General features: G+C 53.4%; 16 protein-coding genes. 15 read left to right on the forward strand and 1 reads right to left on the reverse strand.

Annotation, left to right across the window (positions count from 1 at the left end):
• Positions 1-20: 20 nt before the first annotated feature.
• The 5 genes from MKZ24_RS06015 to MKZ24_RS06035 all read left to right on the forward strand — a co-directional run bounded on the left by MKZ24_RS06015 (position 21) and on the right by MKZ24_RS06035 (position 6,336).
• Positions 21-2,117: a cellulose biosynthesis cyclic di-GMP-binding regulatory protein BcsB gene (locus MKZ24_RS06015; RefSeq protein WP_340781681.1), complete on the forward strand. Its 2,097-nt coding sequence runs from the start codon at positions 21-23 to the stop codon at positions 2,115-2,117.
• Entirely contained in the window at positions 2,107-2,961 is an 855-nt protein-coding gene (locus MKZ24_RS06020) for a diguanylate cyclase domain-containing protein (RefSeq protein ID WP_042240708.1), read from the forward strand. The genes MKZ24_RS06015 and MKZ24_RS06020 overlap by 11 nt, the downstream gene beginning before the upstream one ends.
• A gap of 50 nt (positions 2,962-3,011) precedes the next feature.
• A complete protein-coding gene (locus MKZ24_RS06025) occupies positions 3,012-3,800 on the forward strand; it encodes an SDR family oxidoreductase (RefSeq protein WP_340781682.1) in 789 nt (262 codons plus the stop codon).
• A gap of 241 nt (positions 3,801-4,041) precedes the next feature.
• The gene (locus tag MKZ24_RS06030; protein WP_039304788.1) at positions 4,042-4,290 is read left to right on the forward strand and encodes a type B 50S ribosomal protein L31; all 249 of its coding nucleotides are present in this window, start codon (positions 4,042-4,044) and stop codon (positions 4,288-4,290) included.
• A 471-nt stretch (positions 4,291-4,761) separates the two neighbouring features.
• Entirely contained in the window at positions 4,762-6,336 is a 1,575-nt protein-coding gene (locus MKZ24_RS06035) for a sensor domain-containing diguanylate cyclase (RefSeq protein WP_340781684.1), read from the forward strand.
• 90 nt (positions 6,337-6,426) lie between these two features.
• Here MKZ24_RS06035 and MKZ24_RS06040 read toward each other — a convergent pair whose 3' ends face one another.
• Positions 6,427-7,464 carry a copper amine oxidase N-terminal domain-containing protein gene (locus MKZ24_RS06040; RefSeq protein ID WP_340781686.1) on the reverse strand — a complete coding sequence of 346 codons (1,038 nt, stop codon included), beginning with the start codon at positions 7,462-7,464 and terminating at the stop codon, positions 6,427-6,429.
• Positions 7,465-7,611: 147 nt separating this feature from the next.
• Between MKZ24_RS06040 and MKZ24_RS06045 the strand changes: the two genes are divergently transcribed.
• The 10 genes from MKZ24_RS06045 to MKZ24_RS06090 all read left to right on the forward strand — a co-directional run bounded on the left by MKZ24_RS06045 (position 7,612) and on the right by MKZ24_RS06090 (position 17,767).
• Positions 7,612-10,182, forward strand: a complete 2,571-nt coding sequence (locus tag MKZ24_RS06045; protein WP_340781688.1) for a DUF2339 domain-containing protein — start codon at positions 7,612-7,614, stop codon at positions 10,180-10,182.
• Positions 10,148-11,464: a hypothetical protein gene (locus MKZ24_RS06050; protein ID WP_340781689.1), complete on the forward strand. Its 1,317-nt coding sequence runs from the start codon at positions 10,148-10,150 to the stop codon at positions 11,462-11,464. The genes MKZ24_RS06045 and MKZ24_RS06050 overlap by 35 nt, the downstream gene beginning before the upstream one ends.
• A gap of 17 nt (positions 11,465-11,481) precedes the next feature.
• A complete protein-coding gene (locus MKZ24_RS06055) occupies positions 11,482-12,195 on the forward strand; it encodes an HAD family hydrolase (RefSeq protein ID WP_042240689.1) in 714 nt (237 codons plus the stop codon).
• Between the two features lie 30 nt (positions 12,196-12,225).
• Positions 12,226-13,338 (forward strand): MBL fold metallo-hydrolase, encoded by a 1,113-nt coding sequence (locus tag MKZ24_RS06060; RefSeq protein ID WP_042240685.1) that lies wholly within the window; start codon positions 12,226-12,228, stop codon positions 13,336-13,338.
• Positions 13,339-13,407: 69 nt separating this feature from the next.
• Complete coding sequence (locus tag MKZ24_RS06065) at positions 13,408-13,686, forward strand: hypothetical protein (protein ID WP_340781691.1); 279 nt, start codon at positions 13,408-13,410, stop codon at positions 13,684-13,686.
• Between the two features lie 280 nt (positions 13,687-13,966).
• Entirely contained in the window at positions 13,967-14,167 is a 201-nt protein-coding gene (locus MKZ24_RS06070; protein ID WP_019914790.1) for a cold-shock protein, read from the forward strand.
• Positions 14,168-14,366: 199 nt separating this feature from the next.
• Positions 14,367-14,597, forward strand: a complete 231-nt coding sequence (locus MKZ24_RS06075) for a cold-shock protein (protein ID WP_039304815.1) — start codon at positions 14,367-14,369, stop codon at positions 14,595-14,597.
• 207 nt (positions 14,598-14,804) lie between these two features.
• A complete protein-coding gene (locus tag MKZ24_RS06080; protein ID WP_042240679.1) occupies positions 14,805-15,053 on the forward strand; it encodes a hypothetical protein in 249 nt (82 codons plus the stop codon).
• A 154-nt stretch (positions 15,054-15,207) separates the two neighbouring features.
• Entirely contained in the window at positions 15,208-16,983 is a 1,776-nt protein-coding gene (locus MKZ24_RS06085; protein ID WP_340781712.1) for a cache domain-containing sensor histidine kinase, read from the forward strand.
• Positions 16,967-17,767, forward strand: a complete 801-nt coding sequence (locus MKZ24_RS06090) for a response regulator transcription factor (RefSeq protein ID WP_042240676.1) — start codon at positions 16,967-16,969, stop codon at positions 17,765-17,767. Before MKZ24_RS06085 ends, MKZ24_RS06090 begins: the two co-directional genes overlap by 17 nt.
• Positions 17,768-17,849 lie beyond the last annotated feature (82 nt).

Consider the following 17,849-nt stretch of genomic DNA (forward strand, 5'->3'; position numbering starts at 1 on the left):
CGATACAGGAGATACGGAACATGATGAAAAAACAGATAATGATAGGGCTGATTTGCCTCTCCCTTTTCCTGGTTCAAATTCCTGCGGCACTGGCAGCAGCAGTGCTTCCCGGTGACGCCACGATGACTTACGAGACTTCATTTACGGGCAGTGAGATCTCTCTGACGGGCACAAGCTCCCAGCAGCAGTATTTCACAGTCATGGATTACTGGAACGTCGAGGCGGTGAACATCAGGCTGCATTTTCAGGTGTCACAGATTAATGCGGACCAGCAGTCAAGTGTGACACTGTCGCTTAACGGCATTCCGTTCTACTCCTTCAGACCGTCTACTGAGAATAACGGGGAGCAGAGCCTGAGCGTTCCAGCGCCCAAGGGCTTCCTTAAGGAAGGCAGCAACACGCTAAGTATTCAGGGAAATCTGAAGACCGATACGGGGGATTATCAGCTCTGCAGTATAGACAATACGCAGGACAACTGGCTGCATCTGTTCAATACCTCCAATATATCCGTGAAGTACGTGCCTAAGGCGATAACGGGCGGGATTGCCGATTTCAGTGCCAGATTCTCAGGGATGGATACGGTGAAAAGAGGACAAAGCCTGCTGGCCGTGCCGGAGAATGCCACAGGGTCTGAACTGGAGAGCGCTACCTACGCCCTGACGGGCTTCGCCAAAGGCAATACGCTGAACGATAAGACGATTCCGCTGCTGCCCTACCGTGAGAAAGCCCTGAAGGACAAGCGTGCAGTAGTGCTGGTAGCGATGTATGATCATCTGCCGGGCCCGCTGAAGAAGCTGGTGAGCACTACAGCTGATCTTAGCACCCATGCCGTGATCCAGCTGGTGAACAAGGATTCCTCACCGGTGCTGGTGGTTACCTCCAGGGATGAGAGCCTGCTGATCAAGGCCGGACGCTTCATGGCCAGCGGGGAGCTGCTGAGCCAGAGCAGCGAAGACCTGAAGCTAGTGGATGATGCTACCGCTGTAGCAGACCCGGCGCCGCCCATCAGCTCGAATGTTACATTCACAGAGACTGGGGATAAGCTGACCGGACCGAATCATCAGGAGCAGACTTATTTCGTTTCGCTGCCGTCCAACCGCTCGATTGCGGATGACGGCAAAATCAGCCTCGATTTCCGCTATGCGGGGAATCTGGATTTTGAGCGCTCACTGGTGACGGTGAGCATTAATAATACGCCGGTCGGCAGCAAGAAGCTGACGAAGGAACTGGCTGACGGTGATGTGCTGACTCTGGATGTGCCGCAGAGCCTGAACATCTCCGGCAACTTCTCGGTCACGGTGGCTTTTGATCTGGAGATGGCGAATGCCATCTGTACACCGAATACGGAGCAGATGCCCTGGGCATATATCAGCAAGGAATCGATGATGCGCCTGAACACGAAGGACCGCACAGAGCTGCTGCTGAGCAACTATCCGTACCCGTTCCTGCGGGACGGCATCTTCAACCGTGTAGCGGTCGTTCTGCCGCAGGAGATGGACGACTATGCCTATAAGAGTCTGGGCAACATCTTCAACATGCTTGGCCAATACGCCGGAGGCAACACCGGCGATGTCCATTATTACAGCGATGATGTGGCTGCGGATAATCTGAAGGACAACAACATCATTGCCATCGGCACTTATAAGAACAACAAGGTGATCCGCGACAACAACGACAAGCTCTTCTTCAAATACAACAAAGACGGCTCGACCCTGCTGTCCAATGAGAAAATAGCGATCGAGGAGCAGTACGGGGCCGGCATCGGTACGCTGCAGCTGCTGGACTCACCCTACGAGAGCGGACGGGGCCTGCTTGCGGTTACAGCGGTCAGCTCCGAGAGCTACTACCTGGTCTCGAAGCTGATTGCCAGCGAGAAAGACCGCTGGAAGGTCTACGGGGACGGTGTGGCTGCAGATAAAGACGGCCAGGTTCATGCGTACCGCTTCAAAACCCTCTCAGGCGCGGCCAAAGAATCAACAGTGGCGCAGATTATTGAGCGTTCAGATGTGCTGGGCTTTGTGGTTGCGGCTGTTCTTATGATCACGCTGGTCATTGTATCGCTGCTGCTCCTGCTCCGCAAACATATGAAGAAACGTGGTGATAAGCGTGAGACGTAACCGCAGCAGCCTAATCTCTGATCTCGGGTTTCTGGCCTTCCTGGTCCTGATGTTTGCCTGCACCGTATTCATTGCCGGCTCTCCGGATCACTATATCCAGAACATCATTATTCTGAATGTGGCCTTCCTACTGGCGCTGGTCACGTATTTCACCACGGTAACTGCGGGACTGACGCTGAATCTGGCGTTTATCTTCGGATACGGCTTCTTCGTGGTCTATCAAACGGTGTCCGAAGGGGCATCGATTGGCGTAAATACGTACTTCTGGCTAATTATGACTCCACTGATTACAGTCGTCCTCTGGGTCTTCACGTCCAGCAGCCGTGAGCTGCAGGCCGAGAATGAGCGCCTGCAGAAGCGGACGGCCAATCTTGCCGCCGTGGATGAGAATACGGATCTGCGTAACAGTATTTCTTTTCAGAAGGATGCCAGCCTGTTCACCGGGATATCGACACGGTATCACATTCCGCTGACGCTGCTTGTCGTCAAGGTGAAATACTGGAATGAGATCCGCCGTCTGATTCCGGAAGAGCAGCTGTCCGAAGCGATCTATGATGTCTCCCAGCTCAGCCAGTCCAGTATCCGCACCAATGACGCGCTGTATCTGCTGGACAAGGAGGACGCCACCTGGGGGCTCCTGCTCTTCACAGACCGTGAAGGGGCCAAGATTGTCATTGAGCGGATTAAGCTCCGGCTGCAGGAATTGAATGATACCGAGTTCTCCGGCAAGTATAAAGTGAACCTGGGGCTGAAGATTGGGGCAGTGGAGTATGAGGCGGACAAGATTGAGAATCCGCTGGATTTCATTGTCCAGGCTAAAAAGCAGCTGGAGTACGATGTATAATGCAGAGTAAGGTTACATGTTTGAGACCATTCTGACAGGAGGACATCATTATGGATTTGGGTCTTGAGGGAAAGTCGGTACTGGTGGCTGCCGCCAGCAAAGGGCTGGGGCTGGCTACCGCGCTAGAATACGCGCGTGAGGGAGCGAAGGTAACGATCGCGAGCCGGAGCCTCGCGCAGCTGGAAGCGGCGCGGCTGGCAATACTTGAAGCAACGGGGCAAGAGGTAGCGGTGGCAGAGATGGATGTGACCCGCCCGGAGGATATTGAACGGGCGGTCCAGACGGCCGCCGGATTCGGAGGCGGCCTCGATGTGCTTGTCACGAACGCCGGCGGGCCTCCGGGCGGCAGCTTCGGGGATATGGCCGACGCGGACTGGAGCGGCGGCTTCGAGCTTACGCTGATGAGCACGGTCCGCCTGATCCGTGAAGCGCTGCCGCATATGCGCAGCGCTGGCGGAGGGCGGATTGTCAGCATCAGCTCGGTCTCGATCAAGCAGCCGATCCAGGGGCTGATTCTCTCAAATGTGTTCCGCGCAGGGGTGAACGCGCTGAACAAGAGCCTGGCCACGGAGCTTGCGCCCGAAGGCATTCTGATCAACAGTCTGGCGCCCGGACGCATCGGTACAGACCGGATTCTACAGCTCGACGGCAAACGGGCGGAAGCGGTGGGGACTTCGCTTGAGCAGGTCCAGGCGGAGGCGCTGAAAGGGATTCCGCTCGGCAGAACAGGAACTCCGGAGGAGTTCGGTAAAGCGGCAGTATTTCTCGGTTCTTTTGCCAATACTTATATTACCGGCCAATCCCTGCTTGTCGACGGCGGAATGGTGAAATCGCTCTAACGTTTATCCCGGAGCCGGAGGGAAACAGCCTGGTTGCAGATGGTGGATAACCGATGGACAAACTGCCTTTTTTCCAGTTCAAAAGGTTGACTCACGGCCCGCTTTCACGTATGATAGTATGGCGTGTAAAAATCGGAAGATTTACGCATCTCCCTTCGTCTAACCGGAATTCTTAAATAGACCAAGAGATGGCTTCATAATACCATAGAAGTTGTATTAGTACGGAAAGGAGGTTATTACAATGAAAGAAGGCATACACCCTAAGTTCAACCAGGTTATCTTCTTCGATGCAAGCGTAGGCTACAAATTCCTGAGCTCGTCCACCAAGTCTTCCGGTGAAACGATGGAATGGGAAGACGGCAACACTTATCCAGTGATCCGTGTAGACTCCAGCTCCGCATCCCACCCGTTCTACACAGGTAAACAAAGAGATACCGAAACTGGCGGCCGTGTTGACAAGTTCAAACAACGGTTGGCACAGAAGAAATAATGGTATTCCTACTATAGAGGATATTCCCGCATCCATGCAGATGGTGAAGGAGTATCCTCTTTGTTTATGTACGCTTGTTTAAGCGGCCTGCATTGCGGGTATTAATGCTTAGGTGGGAAGTGGAAGGTATCAATTAGACGTTTGGAAGGGCATGCCTGCGTGTTTTCCGAAAGGTAGTTGATTAACCCATGTACTACTTGAAAAGACGGAGAAGATCGAGATTACGCCGATTCTACTCCGGTTTAGCACCCTAGCAACTGGAATCCTGCATAACTATAAATTCGCTTCTCACCTTTTGAAGACTCTACGGGCTGCCCGTAGGGTCTTCGTGTATGTTCAGGCATCTCCATGAAACGGCGGACGGACGGTTATACTTTGGGTACAGGTAGTATTTTTGGAAGAATGATTCATTTGTACGAAGGAGTAGGATATAATAAGGCAAAGTTATCTCAAAAATAGGAGAAATATGACATGCCGTGGATGCAGGGTTATCCGTTTTATTTAGTAATGGGCAGCGTTCTAAGTCTCTACATGGGCATCGGTTCTTTCAAGCACCGCCACACACCGGGAAGATGCTATTTATGGATATTGATGCTGCTGGTCAGTCTGATATTCGCGGCTACGGCCGGAGAGATTCTGTCGGATTCCTTTCAAGCCAAGCTAGGGTGGAAGAACATGCAGCAGGGCCCGCTTTTTTTGAGTACGATCTTTACCTATGCCGTTATTAAAGAGTATGTATCCCGTTCCTCTGAGGGTTTGGCCAAGAGGCTTATTTTCTTTTGTATTCCGGTCGTGCTCGATGTTGTGCTGATCTTCACCGATTCCTATCATCATCTGATGCGCAGCGAGGTGGGGCTCGCAACCGTGGCAGGTGTTACCGGAATTACTGTGAAGCCTACGGTGTTAAGTATGATCCTTATTGCGTATGACCAGCTGTTCGGGTTGTATGCTGTCTATTTACTGGCGATCTCCCTCCTGAATGCTCCGGCATATTATTTCCGCCGTAATCTGATGCTGCTGCTCGGGCTGGTGATTCCGGTACTGACGGTCTTTCTGCTTCCGCTGCTCAAAATTACGATTACCGGGTTCACTGCATTTACCTATCTTCCGCCCATCATCGTGGCGTACCTCTCCTTGTTCCGTGATCCGCGGCTATCCTTATATCCGCTTGCCAAGAATAAAATCTTCGAGAATATGAAAGACGGCATTGTGCTGACGGATCGCTATGACCGTATTATTGATGTCAATGAAGCCGCGGATGCGATGCTCTCCGGGCTGCTGGAGGAGAAGGCGGAGACCTGGAGGGGCCGAAGCATACATCTGCTACTGAAGCAGTACGGGCAGATTTCGGACCATTATACCAAACGGTTGGAAGGTCAGTTCGAGATCGAGCCTTCCGGTAAGGACGGCGCCTGTTTCGGCGTCGCACTGATTGCCACAGAGCGGGCCCGCGCAGAAACCACAGGTATGCTGATGGTCTTCAGTGATCTCAGTGAGAAGAAGAGGTACGAACGCGAGCTGCTGCATCAGGCTACCGTTGATGATCTGACCGGCCTGTACAACCGTAGGCATTTCATGCGGCTGGTGCAGAATTATTCCGCGCAGTACGGGGCGGGAATGGCGCTGCTGCTGTTCGATATCGATGATTTCAAGTTAATTAATGATACATATGGACATCTGGCCGGAGATCAGGCGCTGGTAGATTTGTCCCGGAAGATTATGAAGGTGTACCAACATAACGGAATTTCCGGCCGGGTGGGGGGCGAGGAGTTCGCGGTCTGCTTCTTTGCCGGCAGCGAGGCTGAGGCCTTGAGAGAAGCGGAGAGTTTCCGCGCTGCCCTGGGCGAGCACATCGTCCTGCTTGACGGGGGGCACAGCATCCAGCTGACTGTCAGCATTGGCATAGCCTTCACCGAGCGCAGCGATGTGACCTTCGAGGACTTATACCGCGAGGCGGACGAAGCGCTGTATCAGTCCAAAGCCAGGGGCAAGAACAGAGTCACGCTCGGCCGCCAGCCCGCTGTGCGGCAGGCGGCCAAGGGTTAGCCGGTTACCCGGACATCATACAGCAAAGCCCCCGGTTTCTGCCGATGCAGAGGCCGGGGGCTTTCTATTGAACTATAGGTATAATATTCTTTAAGGCTGATCGGCCTGCACAGCGACTTTGAGCGCGGTTCCGATTGGCGGCAGACTCCGGGTCATTACAGGGGAGTAGAAGCCCATAACCGTAATGCCTTGCACCAGAGCAGATGGTTCTACAGCTTCTCCGCTCCCGTTCACCAGCAGGGTATCTTCCGTCAGGCGAAGCACGATCTCGCTTTGCGACAGGTCACTGAGGGCGCTGCCCTTGATGCGGAGGCTGAGTGAGCCGTCTTCGGCCCTGATGATCTCTTCAAGCGTGCCTTCCGTACCCAGCATATCGGCCTGAGCCTTTGTATCCTGGACAGTTATCCGGTAAGCGGGCGTCTGCGGCGGCAGGCTGCGGGTGGAGAACACTGCGTGCTCGGCCTCTACCGTCATACCAATCTGGAGATCGGCTAAGGACAGCTTGGTGCCGTCGGTCTTCTCATATAACGTATCTCCGCTGACATTCAGTACGAGCCCTGCGGTTCCGGTACCCTTAATCTGAATGGAGGAAGTGTCGCCGGAATTCCGGATGGCGGTGATGACGCCGGTCTCAAGGACATGCTCTACGGCTGAAGTGATCACGATATTGTTCCCCTCCACACTAACGGTCTGATGCAGTACCTCACTTACAAAGGATGCGGGGACATACATTTTGTCTGCCTTAGTCAGCGGAGCGATTCCGAGTGAGGTGTACATTTTATTAATCACATAGCGGTCTTCGCCGTTCTTCACAGTTGTGTATATATTTCCTTTATTTAAGTCGGCAGCTTTGGTTGCCATGTTCCAGGTAATCTTGAAGCCCAGTGACTCAGCGACGGTACGCAGCGGAATCAGCGGCTCCTTGGTGCCGGAAGGCTGAAAGCCGGTCTCTGTGATGGCTGTGCCGTTAATGGCAATGGCATATACGCGTAATGAGGCGCCAGCTTTGCTCTGGGCTGCTTTGGTCTGGTTCGAGCCGGTTGCTGCAGGAGCAGCGGAGACCACTCCGGTAGTGAGGGCCAGCGACAGCGTCAGGAGCGCTGCACTTGTTTTGAGCGAAGTTTTCATGGGACAGCTCCTTTGGGTATGTCAGTAGGTAAGTATGTGTTATTTCTCTAACGCTGGTTGGACGCATTATGTTGCACTGGATTACCTGGGCAGATATAGTAAAATGAAAATATTAACAATTGCTGATAGCAGGCACTGGGGGGCGCTATGGAGGATTTCAGAGATCGGCTGAGGGCTGTACAGCAGCAGCAGGACGGGCTTTTGAAAGAATACCAGGCTTTGATTGAGGAGTATGAGAGCAGTGATCTGGTTCATGAGAACGAAGCGCTGAAGAAGGAGAATGAAGAGAATAAGCTGATCCTCAGGGAACTGAAAATTCAGGCTTCTATATTGCGGCAGGATAACTCCGAGCTGCGGACGGCACTGAGTGAGCAGATTCTGGATGAGAAGCTGGGCATTCTCCGGGTATCGCGGCAGAAGCTGCAGACCTACTTTGGCTCGCAGAATAATGCCTACCTCGACAGGCTGACTTCCTTCGAGCTGGAGACCAGGCAGCGTATTGATGTCACGTTCAGACGTGCCCAAGCTGAGCTGGGGCAAGACCAGGGGCAGATAGCCGCCATGCTGGGAGAGGTGCAAGGGAGACTGAATGAGAGTATTCTGCTGCGCAGAAAACGGCAGCGTGAGGTGGAACAGTCACTGACAGGGGCGCTTGACAGCCGTATGGATGTCTTTGCCGCTGAGGGGGTCAGTGAGGAGACGCTGCTGCGCCGCCGCAAGCAGAACCGGATTGAAATGAAGATCGGGCTGAACTGGATCAACCGCCTGGGGATTCTGCTGCTGATTCTGGCAGTGGGGGCCGGGTTCAGATACAGTTATTCCACCTGGTTCAACGACTATATGAAGGGCAGCGCCTTCTTTCTGCTTGGCGCTATCATGCTGGGCGGCGGCGAGTGGCTGTTCCGCAAAGGCAGGGGAGCCTTTGCCCTGGGTCTGATCGGAGGCGGGGTATCCGTACTCTACGGCTCGATCTTTTACAGCTATTTTTTATTGGAGATTATCGGTTTATGGGCCGGGATCGGTCTATCCGTACTGGTCACTCTATCCGCTGTGCTGTTATCGCTGCGCTATGAGTCGCGGACGATCTGTTCCATGGGGCTTGTCGGCGGTTATCTGCCGCTGTTCTCTTATATAGGGGCGTTCGGGCTGGAAGGCAGCGCAGTGTATGCGGCTATGGGGTATCTGTTCGTGCTGAACCTGCTCATTCTGCTGGTCTCCCTGCGCAAGCGCTGGGTTATTGTCAATTACATCAGCTTCCTGTTTAATATACCCTCCATGCTGCTGCTGATTAATCTGTCGGACAGCAGTGCAGCGGGCATGCTCTGCGCTATATTGACCTTTGTCATGTATCTGGGCATCACACTCTGGTACCCGTTCAAATACAAGTCGAAGCTTGCGTGGCTGGATTTCTGCCTGCTGGGCTGCAATACGGCCATCAGCTGCGTAACCTTGTATATTCTTTTCCAGGATGCAGGTCTGGGCGAATTCAAAGGTGCGCTTGCCTTGTTCTTCTGTCTGATGTACCTGGGGCTTGGCGTTCTGCTGGAGAAGCGGATGCCGCAGGAACGGGAGAGCAGACTGCTCTTCTACGCCACCTCTCTGACCTTTGCCGTACTGATGATCCCGTTCCAGTTAGGAGCGGCCTGGTGGTCCATCGGATGGCTGATTGAGGGAGTGCTTCTGACGGTCTACGGCCAGCTGTACCGCTTCAAGGCGGTGGAACGCTCGGGCTGGGGGATTCTCCTGCTCTGCCTGGGGACGTTCTTCGGCATTGAAGGGCTGCTGCGGATATCCGAGCTAAGCCCAGTGGTCATCTACAGCAATCCGTATTTTGAGCTGAAATATACGTTTATTACTGCGGGGATGGTTACGGTAGCCTTGTTCTATGCGGTCCGCCTTTCCCGGGAGGAGCTTCTGCTCCGCAGCTCACCTGCCGAGGTGCAGGGTGTAGTCTGGTTCAAATATGCGGCGATCCTGAATTTCTATGTATATCTGGTGTATGAAGCCTTGCGTATGTACGACCGGGCAGTCCCGGAAAATATGGCGCACAGTACATTCTACAAGCTGCTGCTGGCAGCCTTGCTCACGGCCGGCCTTGCCTATGGGCTGCCGAAGGTTAAGGTGCTCTATGATGCGGTGGTCGGCTACATGGTTATGCTGATGTACGGGATCACTTATGCTATCTGCATCGGCATTACGCTGGGGATGCCCAGCCTGCAAGGCGGATTGTCCGGAAGCTCCGGGGCAGATCTTCTGGTGCTGGGTCTGCTTATCCTCCTCAATCTGTTCGTGTGGTTCAGCGGCGGAAGATTGCTGCGGACAACGCTCCTGCGCGATTCCAAGAATATGGAGCTGGTTCCGGTCGCTATGGGTATCTATCTGCTGGTGATGATTACTGCATTCCTGGGTGTGCAGATCCGGCTGCATGATGGAGGACTGGCGTTCAGTCTGGTCTACCTGCTGCTCTCGGTGCTGTTCATTATGTACGGCTTCCGCAGGCGGTATTTGTACATCCGCCGTTTCGGGCTGGGCCTGTCACTGCTGGCAACGGGCAAGCTGCTGCTCTATGATCTGACCCTGCTGAACACCGGCAGCAAGATCATCGCTTATTTCAGCTTCGGACTCTGCCTGCTGGGGATTTCGTATCTCTATCAGCGGGTGTCAGCCAGAATGGAGGAAGCCTATGCGCTCGCAGAGAAAGACCAGCCGGAGAGCTAGGGCGGCAGTGCTGCTCTCGGTGCTGGGAGGCTTGCTGCTGTTCACCTCCGCTTATCCGGCGGAGGGCACGGCAGCGGCAACTGGCTTGGCGGAGAAGGCTGACAGCGGGCAGTGGAAGTTCTCGCGGGCCATCGGAATTCCAGAGCCGGCCCCTTATTATGAGGTATATCTGGATGAAGGCGTGTATGGATCGGCAGCGGAGGATTTGCGCGATCTGCGTATTACCAGCAGCACCGGCGAGCCGGTTCCTTATTATCTGGAGAGCGGAGAGGGAACGGTGGAGGAGCGCAGCACTGCCTATTCATCGATTTTGATCCGCCGGGCGGATCAAGGAACGGACACCCTGCTGGATTATCAGATTACACCGCTTGCTGAGCATGTGGATATTCAGGGAAACAAGCTGGTGTTTGAGCTTCCGGATGAGTCTTTCCTGAAACATGTGGAGGTGTGGGGAGGTTATGACGGGAATGCCTGGGAGCCGCTGGCCAAAGGGGATTTGTACGCTACGAACGGGTTAAGTGCGGACAGCATTGAGCTGCAAGGCAGCTGCAAGTTCAGCTTTTACCGGCTTGTAGTAAAGAGTAATCCGGAGGGATTGGATTTCCCCGGCCTGACCCTGGTGGACAGCAGCCGGGAGGTGAAGATGGCCGGATTCATGCGGAAGAAGACGCCGCAGTATGAGATCAGCCGGGTGGAGAACCGCACAGAGATCGTCATCAGCAACAAGGACCGGCTGAAGATTGCCAGGCTGACACTCGGCAGCACCGGGAATTTCTCGCGGCGGTATGAGCTGTATGACAGTGACGGTAAAAGGCTGCCGGTGGCGGGCAGCGGGGAGCTGTACCGGCTCGATTTCAAGGATACCCGGATTTCACGGACGGACATCCAGCCGCTTCACGCATCTTCCTCTGCTGCCCTGCGGATTATAATCTATAATCTGGATGATGCCCCGATTTCAATTAACGGCCTGAAAATAGAATATCTGGTGGACCGCCTTGTCTTTGCGGGAGGAGAGCAGGAGCAGGGACTGTATTCGCTGATCTACGGCAATGCCCTGGCACTTGCTCCGCAGTATGATATTATTAATTTCAAAGACCAGATTGCCGGGGACAAGCGGGTCACAGCTACGCTTGGTGCAGTGAATATGATACCTGAGGCACCGACAGAGTCACCGGCACAAGGCGGATGGTTCCAGAGTGAGTGGGGATTCAACCTTATTATTATCGTGGTCTCCCTGCTGCTTATTCTCATCGTGGCCCGTAAGCTGGGCCGGACCAAATAGGAAGGGATGCCGGATCTATGTATCAGACTTATATTTTTGACCTTTATGGAACCTTAATTGATATTGAGACAGATGAAGAGCATCCCGAGGTATGGGAGCGGCTGGCGCTTCATTTCAGCTATCACGGGCTGCGCACGCAAGGTGCGGATCTGCAGTCCCGTTTCCTTGCGGAGCGTGACCGTCAGCTTCAAGCCGCTGCACAGACATGCCAGTTTCCCGATTTCGTCATGGAAGAGGTCTTCCGTGCCGTAGCCCGCGACTTAGGGGGGGACCCCGGGCAGGCCTGGCTGCATGAGACTGTCCGCTGGCTGCGGACCTTATCCATGAACCATATCGCGCTCTATGACGGAGTCCCGGAGATTCTCCGGACCTTGCGGTCGCGCGGCAAGAAGGTCTATCTGCTCTCGAATGGCCAGAAGACCTTCATTGAGGCAGAATTAACCATGCTGAACATTCTGCATTTATTCCATGGGATAGCCATTTCCTCTGAAGCCGGTGTAAGCAAGCCGGACCCGCTATTTTACCGGTATTTAGCAGATAACTATGGGGCCGAGCTAAGTTCGGCAATTATGATCGGCAACGATCCGCGTACGGATATTGCCGGAGCAAATACAATCGGCATGGATTCGTGTTATATTCATACAGCTTCCTCTCCGGATAACGTTCCGGTGAAGAGCACGGTGCAGATCTGGGATGGGGATCTGCGCAAAATTCCGGGCTGGAGCCTGTAGAAATGAACTGGCAGAAAGAAGGCTTACCGCATGACTCTGATTATTATTGATATTGCAGCTTCACTGGTGATACTTGTTGCAGCGGCGTATCTGCTTATGACCCTCTATCCGGCGTTTGGACGGAGGGCAGGGAAGCAGGAACAGGCGCTGAACAGCCGCTCGCTTAATTATAGCAAGGGCAAATTTGCCTATCCGCAGACGGCTGAACTCATCGGCGAGAGGGCTGGCGGTGGGGGCCTGTCCATTCTGAAGGATTTCATTAAAGGTAATCCCCGGTCCAGACCGGCCGAGCCGCTGCAGCCGCTACCGCTGCAGCCTGCATCTATCGGGCAAGGCCCGGGCACCCGCGTTACCTGGTTCGGCCACTCTGCGGTATTGCTGGAGATGGATGGGGTTACGCTGTTCCTGGACCCTATGCTGGGGAATGCGCCGTCCCCGTTTCCGTTCATCGGCGGCCGCCGTTACAGCAAGCAGCTGCCGCTGGAGATTTCCCAGCTTCCGCAGATTGATGCGGTTGTGCTATCCCATGATCATTATGATCATCTGGACTACGGCACCATCCGCAAGCTTAAGGATAAGGTAGGCCTGTTCATTGTGCCGCTCGGAGTCGGCGCCCATTTGCGCCGCTGGGGAGTAAGCGGAGATAAGATCCGCGAGCATGACTGGGGGGATGAGCTTGCGTATGCGGGGATTACGTTCAGCTGTGAGCCGGCGCGGCATTTCTCCGGCCGCAGTCTGCTGGACCGTAACACCACCCTGTGGTGCTCATGGGTCATCCGCGGGACGGAGACGAAGGTCTTCTACAGCGGGGACAGCGGTTACGGGCCGCATTTTGCCGAGATTGGACGCAAGTATGGTCCATTCGATCTTACGCTGATGGAATGCGGCCAATACGATCCGCGCTGGGCCGATATCCACATGCTGCCGGAACAGACGGTTGAAGCACATATAGATGTGCAGGGAGGTCTGCTTATTCCGGTTCATTGGGGGGCCTTCACCCTGTCGATGCATGACTGGACCGATCCGGTGGAGCGTATCGCAGCTGCGGCTGCAGCTAAAGGGGTACGGCTGGCTACACCAAGAATTGGGGAGACTGTAGTGGCCGGAGCTGCGGAGTATCCTGCTCTTCCCTGGTGGAGATGAGGCTGCGCGGCCTGAGGGGACTTATGGTACAATCAGTGTGCATAAATGCCAAGGAGCTGACTAACGAATATGAGTAATGAAGTGAATGAGCAGGAACTGGTGGAAGTATTGTCTGCACAGACGAAGGTGGATCCGGCAGTCATCCGGCTGGTACTGAAGCATGAGCAGGCCTTTATCAACAAAGCCAAGGCCAATGCCAAGGGCGAGATTGATATCGATAATGATGATCTGGTCGATTATGTTACTGCGCAGCGCGATGTTAAGCTGGACGAGCTGACCGTAGAGACTATCCTCGATGCTGAGATGGACTATCTGATGGACAAGGGACTGGCCGGATATATCGACTAAACCCTGGAGCTGCCGGGTGCGTGGTGCGGTTATTCATAGAGCACTGCGCGCCCGGTACGATATATTTCCACTTATTTTTAAGTAATTTTAAGTAATCCTTTGCTTTTAGAGAATTAGTGTGCTACAATTAAGTCAATCATAAATTTAACCCTTAATTCACATATTGTAAAAGGTTATCATTTGTGCGTATGAATCCTTTTCCAATGTGTGAATTTTTATTTGTTCGTACAATACGTAGGAATAAAAGGACATGTGTTAAATAAAACTTGGAGGTAATATCATGCAAACAGGTACAGTAAAATGGTTCAACGCAGACAAAGGTTTCGGTTTTATCGAGGTTGAAGGCGGAAGCGACGTATTCGTACACTTCTCCGCAATCACTGGCGACGGCTTCAAATCTTTGGACGAAGGCCAACGCGTTGAGTTCAACGTAACTCAAGGCGCTCGTGGACCACAAGCCGAAAACGTTGTAAAACTGTAGTATTAAAAATAGACTGCCCTTAACACAAGTTGAGGGCAGCTTTTTTTTTGAACAGGCCAGAACAAGCTACCATCCTGCCATAACAGTCCAGTTGGGCTGGAAATATGTCTTTATTCGAAGGATATGCTTCCGAAGCGAGCTTTGTATTACGAACCGAATCAGGAAGTATATGCTAACAAAGCTATTAGGAGGGGTACTTATGTATTTTCGTAAAAAAGCGCTGGAGGATCTTCCGCAAGAAGACACAGCCATTTGGTCCTGCACCAAGGAAGATTGCTCCGGGTGGATGCGTGATAACTTCGCCTTCCAATATGTCCCAACCTGCTGGCAATGCAACTCGCCTATGACCAGAAGCATGAAGATACTGCCTATGCTTGTGAATACGAATTTTGACATGAAGGCGATCAAGAAGGGCATTACCATCCGGTAATCTGCCAATTCCTGAACGCTCTGTACAGAATCAGATGATAGCAGCAACACGATAGCAGTCAGTTCCCTGTGGGGAACGGGCTATTTTTTTTGTCTTGGCAGCGGATGGGTGGCCGGGGTTGACAATAGCGGGGAATCAAGGGATATTAGAGATGAGGATGAAGGATACATAATTGGAAAATGGTCTCAACGACAAGGGGGTCGTGGTGTGGCTATGAACAAATATCTTAGGCTCCTGGCCCTGGTTATGGTTATCTTGAATGCAGTAAATATTAAATATCACAATCCAGTCCTGCTTGCAGCCGTGCTTGTTATAGGAATTATAGTCGTTATTCTGGATATTTACCTGGAGCCCACCCGACGGAAAGTATTGATCTACAGCATCGGTACTGTCCTGCTGGCCTTACTGTGGATAGCCCTGGACCGGGAGTGGATCACTCCGATAATGTTCATCTAGTCCCTTCTGCTGCAGCCCTTAAACAGCTCTGGAACAAGGAGCATTGCTTAAGGGCTCTTTGCTGCCCTGTGCCGGACAACTATTTTCTCTTGACAAACTCCGGGAGTTTTGGAGAATAGAGTTGGAAACGCTGCCAAGGAAAGAAGGAATTCCGATGCTCCAGAGATTCAAAGAACTCAACACGCTGCGCAATCAAATATTCATCGGCTTTGTGCTGGTTATGCTAATCATTCTTCTGGTTTCAGGGGCGTTTGTATATGACCGGGTATCTATTCTGCTCAAAAATAATGCCGAGCGGCATATCCAGCAGACGGCGGTTCAGGCGAACGGACGGCTGAATGCGCTGATTGGCCAGATTGACAGCCTGATGGAGCAGGTGGCCAATCATCCTACGGTGCAGCAGCTGCTGCTGGAGGAGCTGAACGGCAATGAAGTGTCATTCAATCAACGGCAGTCGCTGCAGCAGATTATCTCCAGCTATCAGGCGTATATGCCGAGCGTAGGATCTCTTGAGCTGTATACTGCCGATTACCGGCTGCTCTTCCCGATCAAGGACGGCAGTCTGGGGACGAGAATCAACGAGCCATATATCAGCGAGGCTAATGTCCAGAAAGGGCGGCTGGTCTGGATCGGCGTCGATCCGCATGACAGCCAGAGTCTGCTGGCTATCCGCCAGGTTAGCCTCATGGACCGCTGGTTCTCGCGGGGAGGGTATCTGATGGCGCGCATCCAGCGCAGCTACTTCCAGCTGGATGATCCGATCTCCGGCAGTGACGGAGGCGAGTCTGTGCTGCTGGTGAATGACGAAGGCCGCCTCCTGGGCAGCAATGGAACACCGGAGGCAGACCTGATGCCGCTGCTGGATAGTGTGGACCAGACGGTCAGCTTTCACGGCAAGGAGTATGTACAGGTTAAGCTGCGCTCGGACAAGACCGGCTGGACCTTGCTTGTGCTGACCCCTGTCAGCTATGTCACCAAGGGGTTGTCTGTGCTGCGGACGGTTCTGCTGCTGTCAGGGGGGCTGGGAGCCCTGCTTTTCCTGATTATGTCGTTTCTATTGTCAACGATGATCACGAGGCCGATTATTCATCTGATCCGGGCCATGCGCAAATCGCGCTTAGGCGTGCTGACGCCCAACTCGCAGAAGGTATCTACGATGGAGCTGCGGGAGCTGAATTATACTTATAACGGTATGGTTGCCAATATGAATGATTTGATCCGGGTTGTCTATGAGAAGGAAGTATTACAGAGCCGGACTGAGCTCAAAGCGTTGCAGGCGCAGATCAACCCTCATTTTCTGTTCAACACCTTGGAAGCCTTTAACTGGTCGCTTGAGGAAAAGGGGGAGGAGGAATTGGCCGGATTGGTCGTAGTCATGTCCAGGCTGTTCCGCTATATTATTGGCCGTCCCAATAATAAAGAGGAGTGGGTTGCACTTAGTGAAGAGGTTGAACAGATCAGGCGTTATCTGAAGATCATGGAGATGCGGATGGGCGAGCGCCTGTCCTGGGATATTGTACTGGACCCAAGCGAGGCTGCTGTTCCGGTACCCAAGCTGCTGATTCAGCCGATTGTGGAGAATGCCATTCTTCATGGAGTGGAGAGCCGTGTCGGTAGCGGCAGTGTGGAGGTTATGATCACGCCATCACCCCGCAACGGCTGGACCTCGGTGAAGGTATCTGACAATGGGTCCGGCATGGATGAGGATACTCTGCGGGCGCTGCGCAATACACTGGAGGGCGGCCCGTCGATCTCCGCCAAAGGCAATGGGGTCGGCCTGGTGAATGTGCAGCGGCGGCTCAAGCTGTATTACGGGGAAGAGGGCATCAAGTCAGAGGGTCTGATGATTGAGAGCAAGGTATCCGAAGGGACCGTTATTACTTTTGAAATTCCAAGCAATGGAGGATATACCTATGAGCCTGAGCAATAGGACGATTCTGATCGTGGATGATGAACCGAGAACACGGCAGGGAATCAAGCAGACGCTGGAAGTATGGGCGGCAGGCCGGTATGCCGTGGAGACCTGCGACAACGGGGTTGAAGCGCGCGAGCGGCTGCGGCAGGAGCGGGTCCATCTCCTGATTACAGATGTGCGCATGCCCGAAGTAAGCGGACTGGATCTGATCCGTTCCCTGCAGGAGACAGCCTGGAAGCCGGTTATTATTGTCATATCCGGCTATGCCGAATTTGATTATGTGCAGCAGGCTATGCGGCTGGGGGCGGTCAACTACCTGCTTAAGCCGCTGGACAAGTCCGAGTTACTGTCCGTGGTTGAGGATGCGCTGAAGCGGGAGGAAGAGCAGCAGCGCCACGTGAAGCTGGAGAAGCTGGTGGATCATAAGCTGATGGAGATAGACCCGGATCAGGCACGAATGGGGCAGCCGGTCAAAGATGCGATCGCCTATGTGGAGCAGCACCTGCATGAACAGCTGACAATGGCAGAGGTAGCGGGACTCATCCATCTGAATGCCAGCTACTTCAGCGTATTGTTCAAGGAGCAGGCCGGAGTATCCTTCAGCGAATATTTGGCACGTCTGCGAATTCAGCGGGCTAAGGAATTACTGCTGCAGACCACACTTTCTATAGGGGAGATCGGGGAGCGTGTAGGCTATCGGACGGATAAGTACTTCATTAAGGTGTTTAAGTCGCTGGAACAGTTAAGCCCAAGCCGCTATAGGCATAAGATGAAGGGCGGATCGCAGGAAATCCATTAAATGTGGAATTTTAGCCAATAAGTGTAGTCTTATATCCCTCCGGGTACGATGCTAGAATTTGATTGGTAGCGATTACATCAGG

This window comes from Paenibacillus sp. FSL R7-0297 (assembly GCF_038009025.1).
Taxonomy (GTDB): Bacteria; Bacillota; Bacilli; order Paenibacillales; family Paenibacillaceae; genus Paenibacillus_AQ.

Excerpts from the sequence above, each read along its gene's own strand:
- MKZ24_RS06065 (WP_340781691.1), top strand. The coding sequence starts at position 13,408 with ATGAGTAATGAAGTGAATGAGCAGGAACTGGTGGAAGTATTGTCTGCA.
- MKZ24_RS06040 (WP_340781686.1), bottom strand. The coding sequence starts at position 7,464 with ATGAAAACTTCGCTCAAAACAAGTGCAGCGCTCCTGACGCTGTCGCTG.
- MKZ24_RS06070 (WP_019914790.1), top strand. The coding sequence starts at position 13,967 with ATGCAAACAGGTACAGTAAAATGGTTCAACGCAGACAAAGGTTTCGGT.
- MKZ24_RS06085 (WP_340781712.1), top strand. The coding sequence starts at position 15,208 with ATGCTCCAGAGATTCAAAGAACTCAACACGCTGCGCAATCAAATATTC.
- MKZ24_RS06035 (WP_340781684.1), top strand. The coding sequence starts at position 4,762 with ATGCCGTGGATGCAGGGTTATCCGTTTTATTTAGTAATGGGCAGCGTT.
- MKZ24_RS06050 (WP_340781689.1), top strand. The coding sequence starts at position 10,148 with ATGCGCTCGCAGAGAAAGACCAGCCGGAGAGCTAGGGCGGCAGTGCTG.
- MKZ24_RS06025 (WP_340781682.1), top strand. The coding sequence starts at position 3,012 with ATGGATTTGGGTCTTGAGGGAAAGTCGGTACTGGTGGCTGCCGCCAGC.
- MKZ24_RS06060 (WP_042240685.1), top strand. The coding sequence starts at position 12,226 with ATGACTCTGATTATTATTGATATTGCAGCTTCACTGGTGATACTTGTT.
- MKZ24_RS06030 (WP_039304788.1), top strand. The coding sequence starts at position 4,042 with ATGAAAGAAGGCATACACCCTAAGTTCAACCAGGTTATCTTCTTCGAT.
- MKZ24_RS06055 (WP_042240689.1), top strand. The coding sequence starts at position 11,482 with ATGTATCAGACTTATATTTTTGACCTTTATGGAACCTTAATTGATATT.
- MKZ24_RS06075 (WP_039304815.1), top strand. The coding sequence starts at position 14,367 with ATGTATTTTCGTAAAAAAGCGCTGGAGGATCTTCCGCAAGAAGACACA.
- MKZ24_RS06015 (WP_340781681.1), top strand. The coding sequence starts at position 21 with ATGATGAAAAAACAGATAATGATAGGGCTGATTTGCCTCTCCCTTTTC.
- MKZ24_RS06045 (WP_340781688.1), top strand. The coding sequence starts at position 7,612 with ATGGAGGATTTCAGAGATCGGCTGAGGGCTGTACAGCAGCAGCAGGAC.
- MKZ24_RS06090 (WP_042240676.1), top strand. The coding sequence starts at position 16,967 with ATGAGCCTGAGCAATAGGACGATTCTGATCGTGGATGATGAACCGAGA.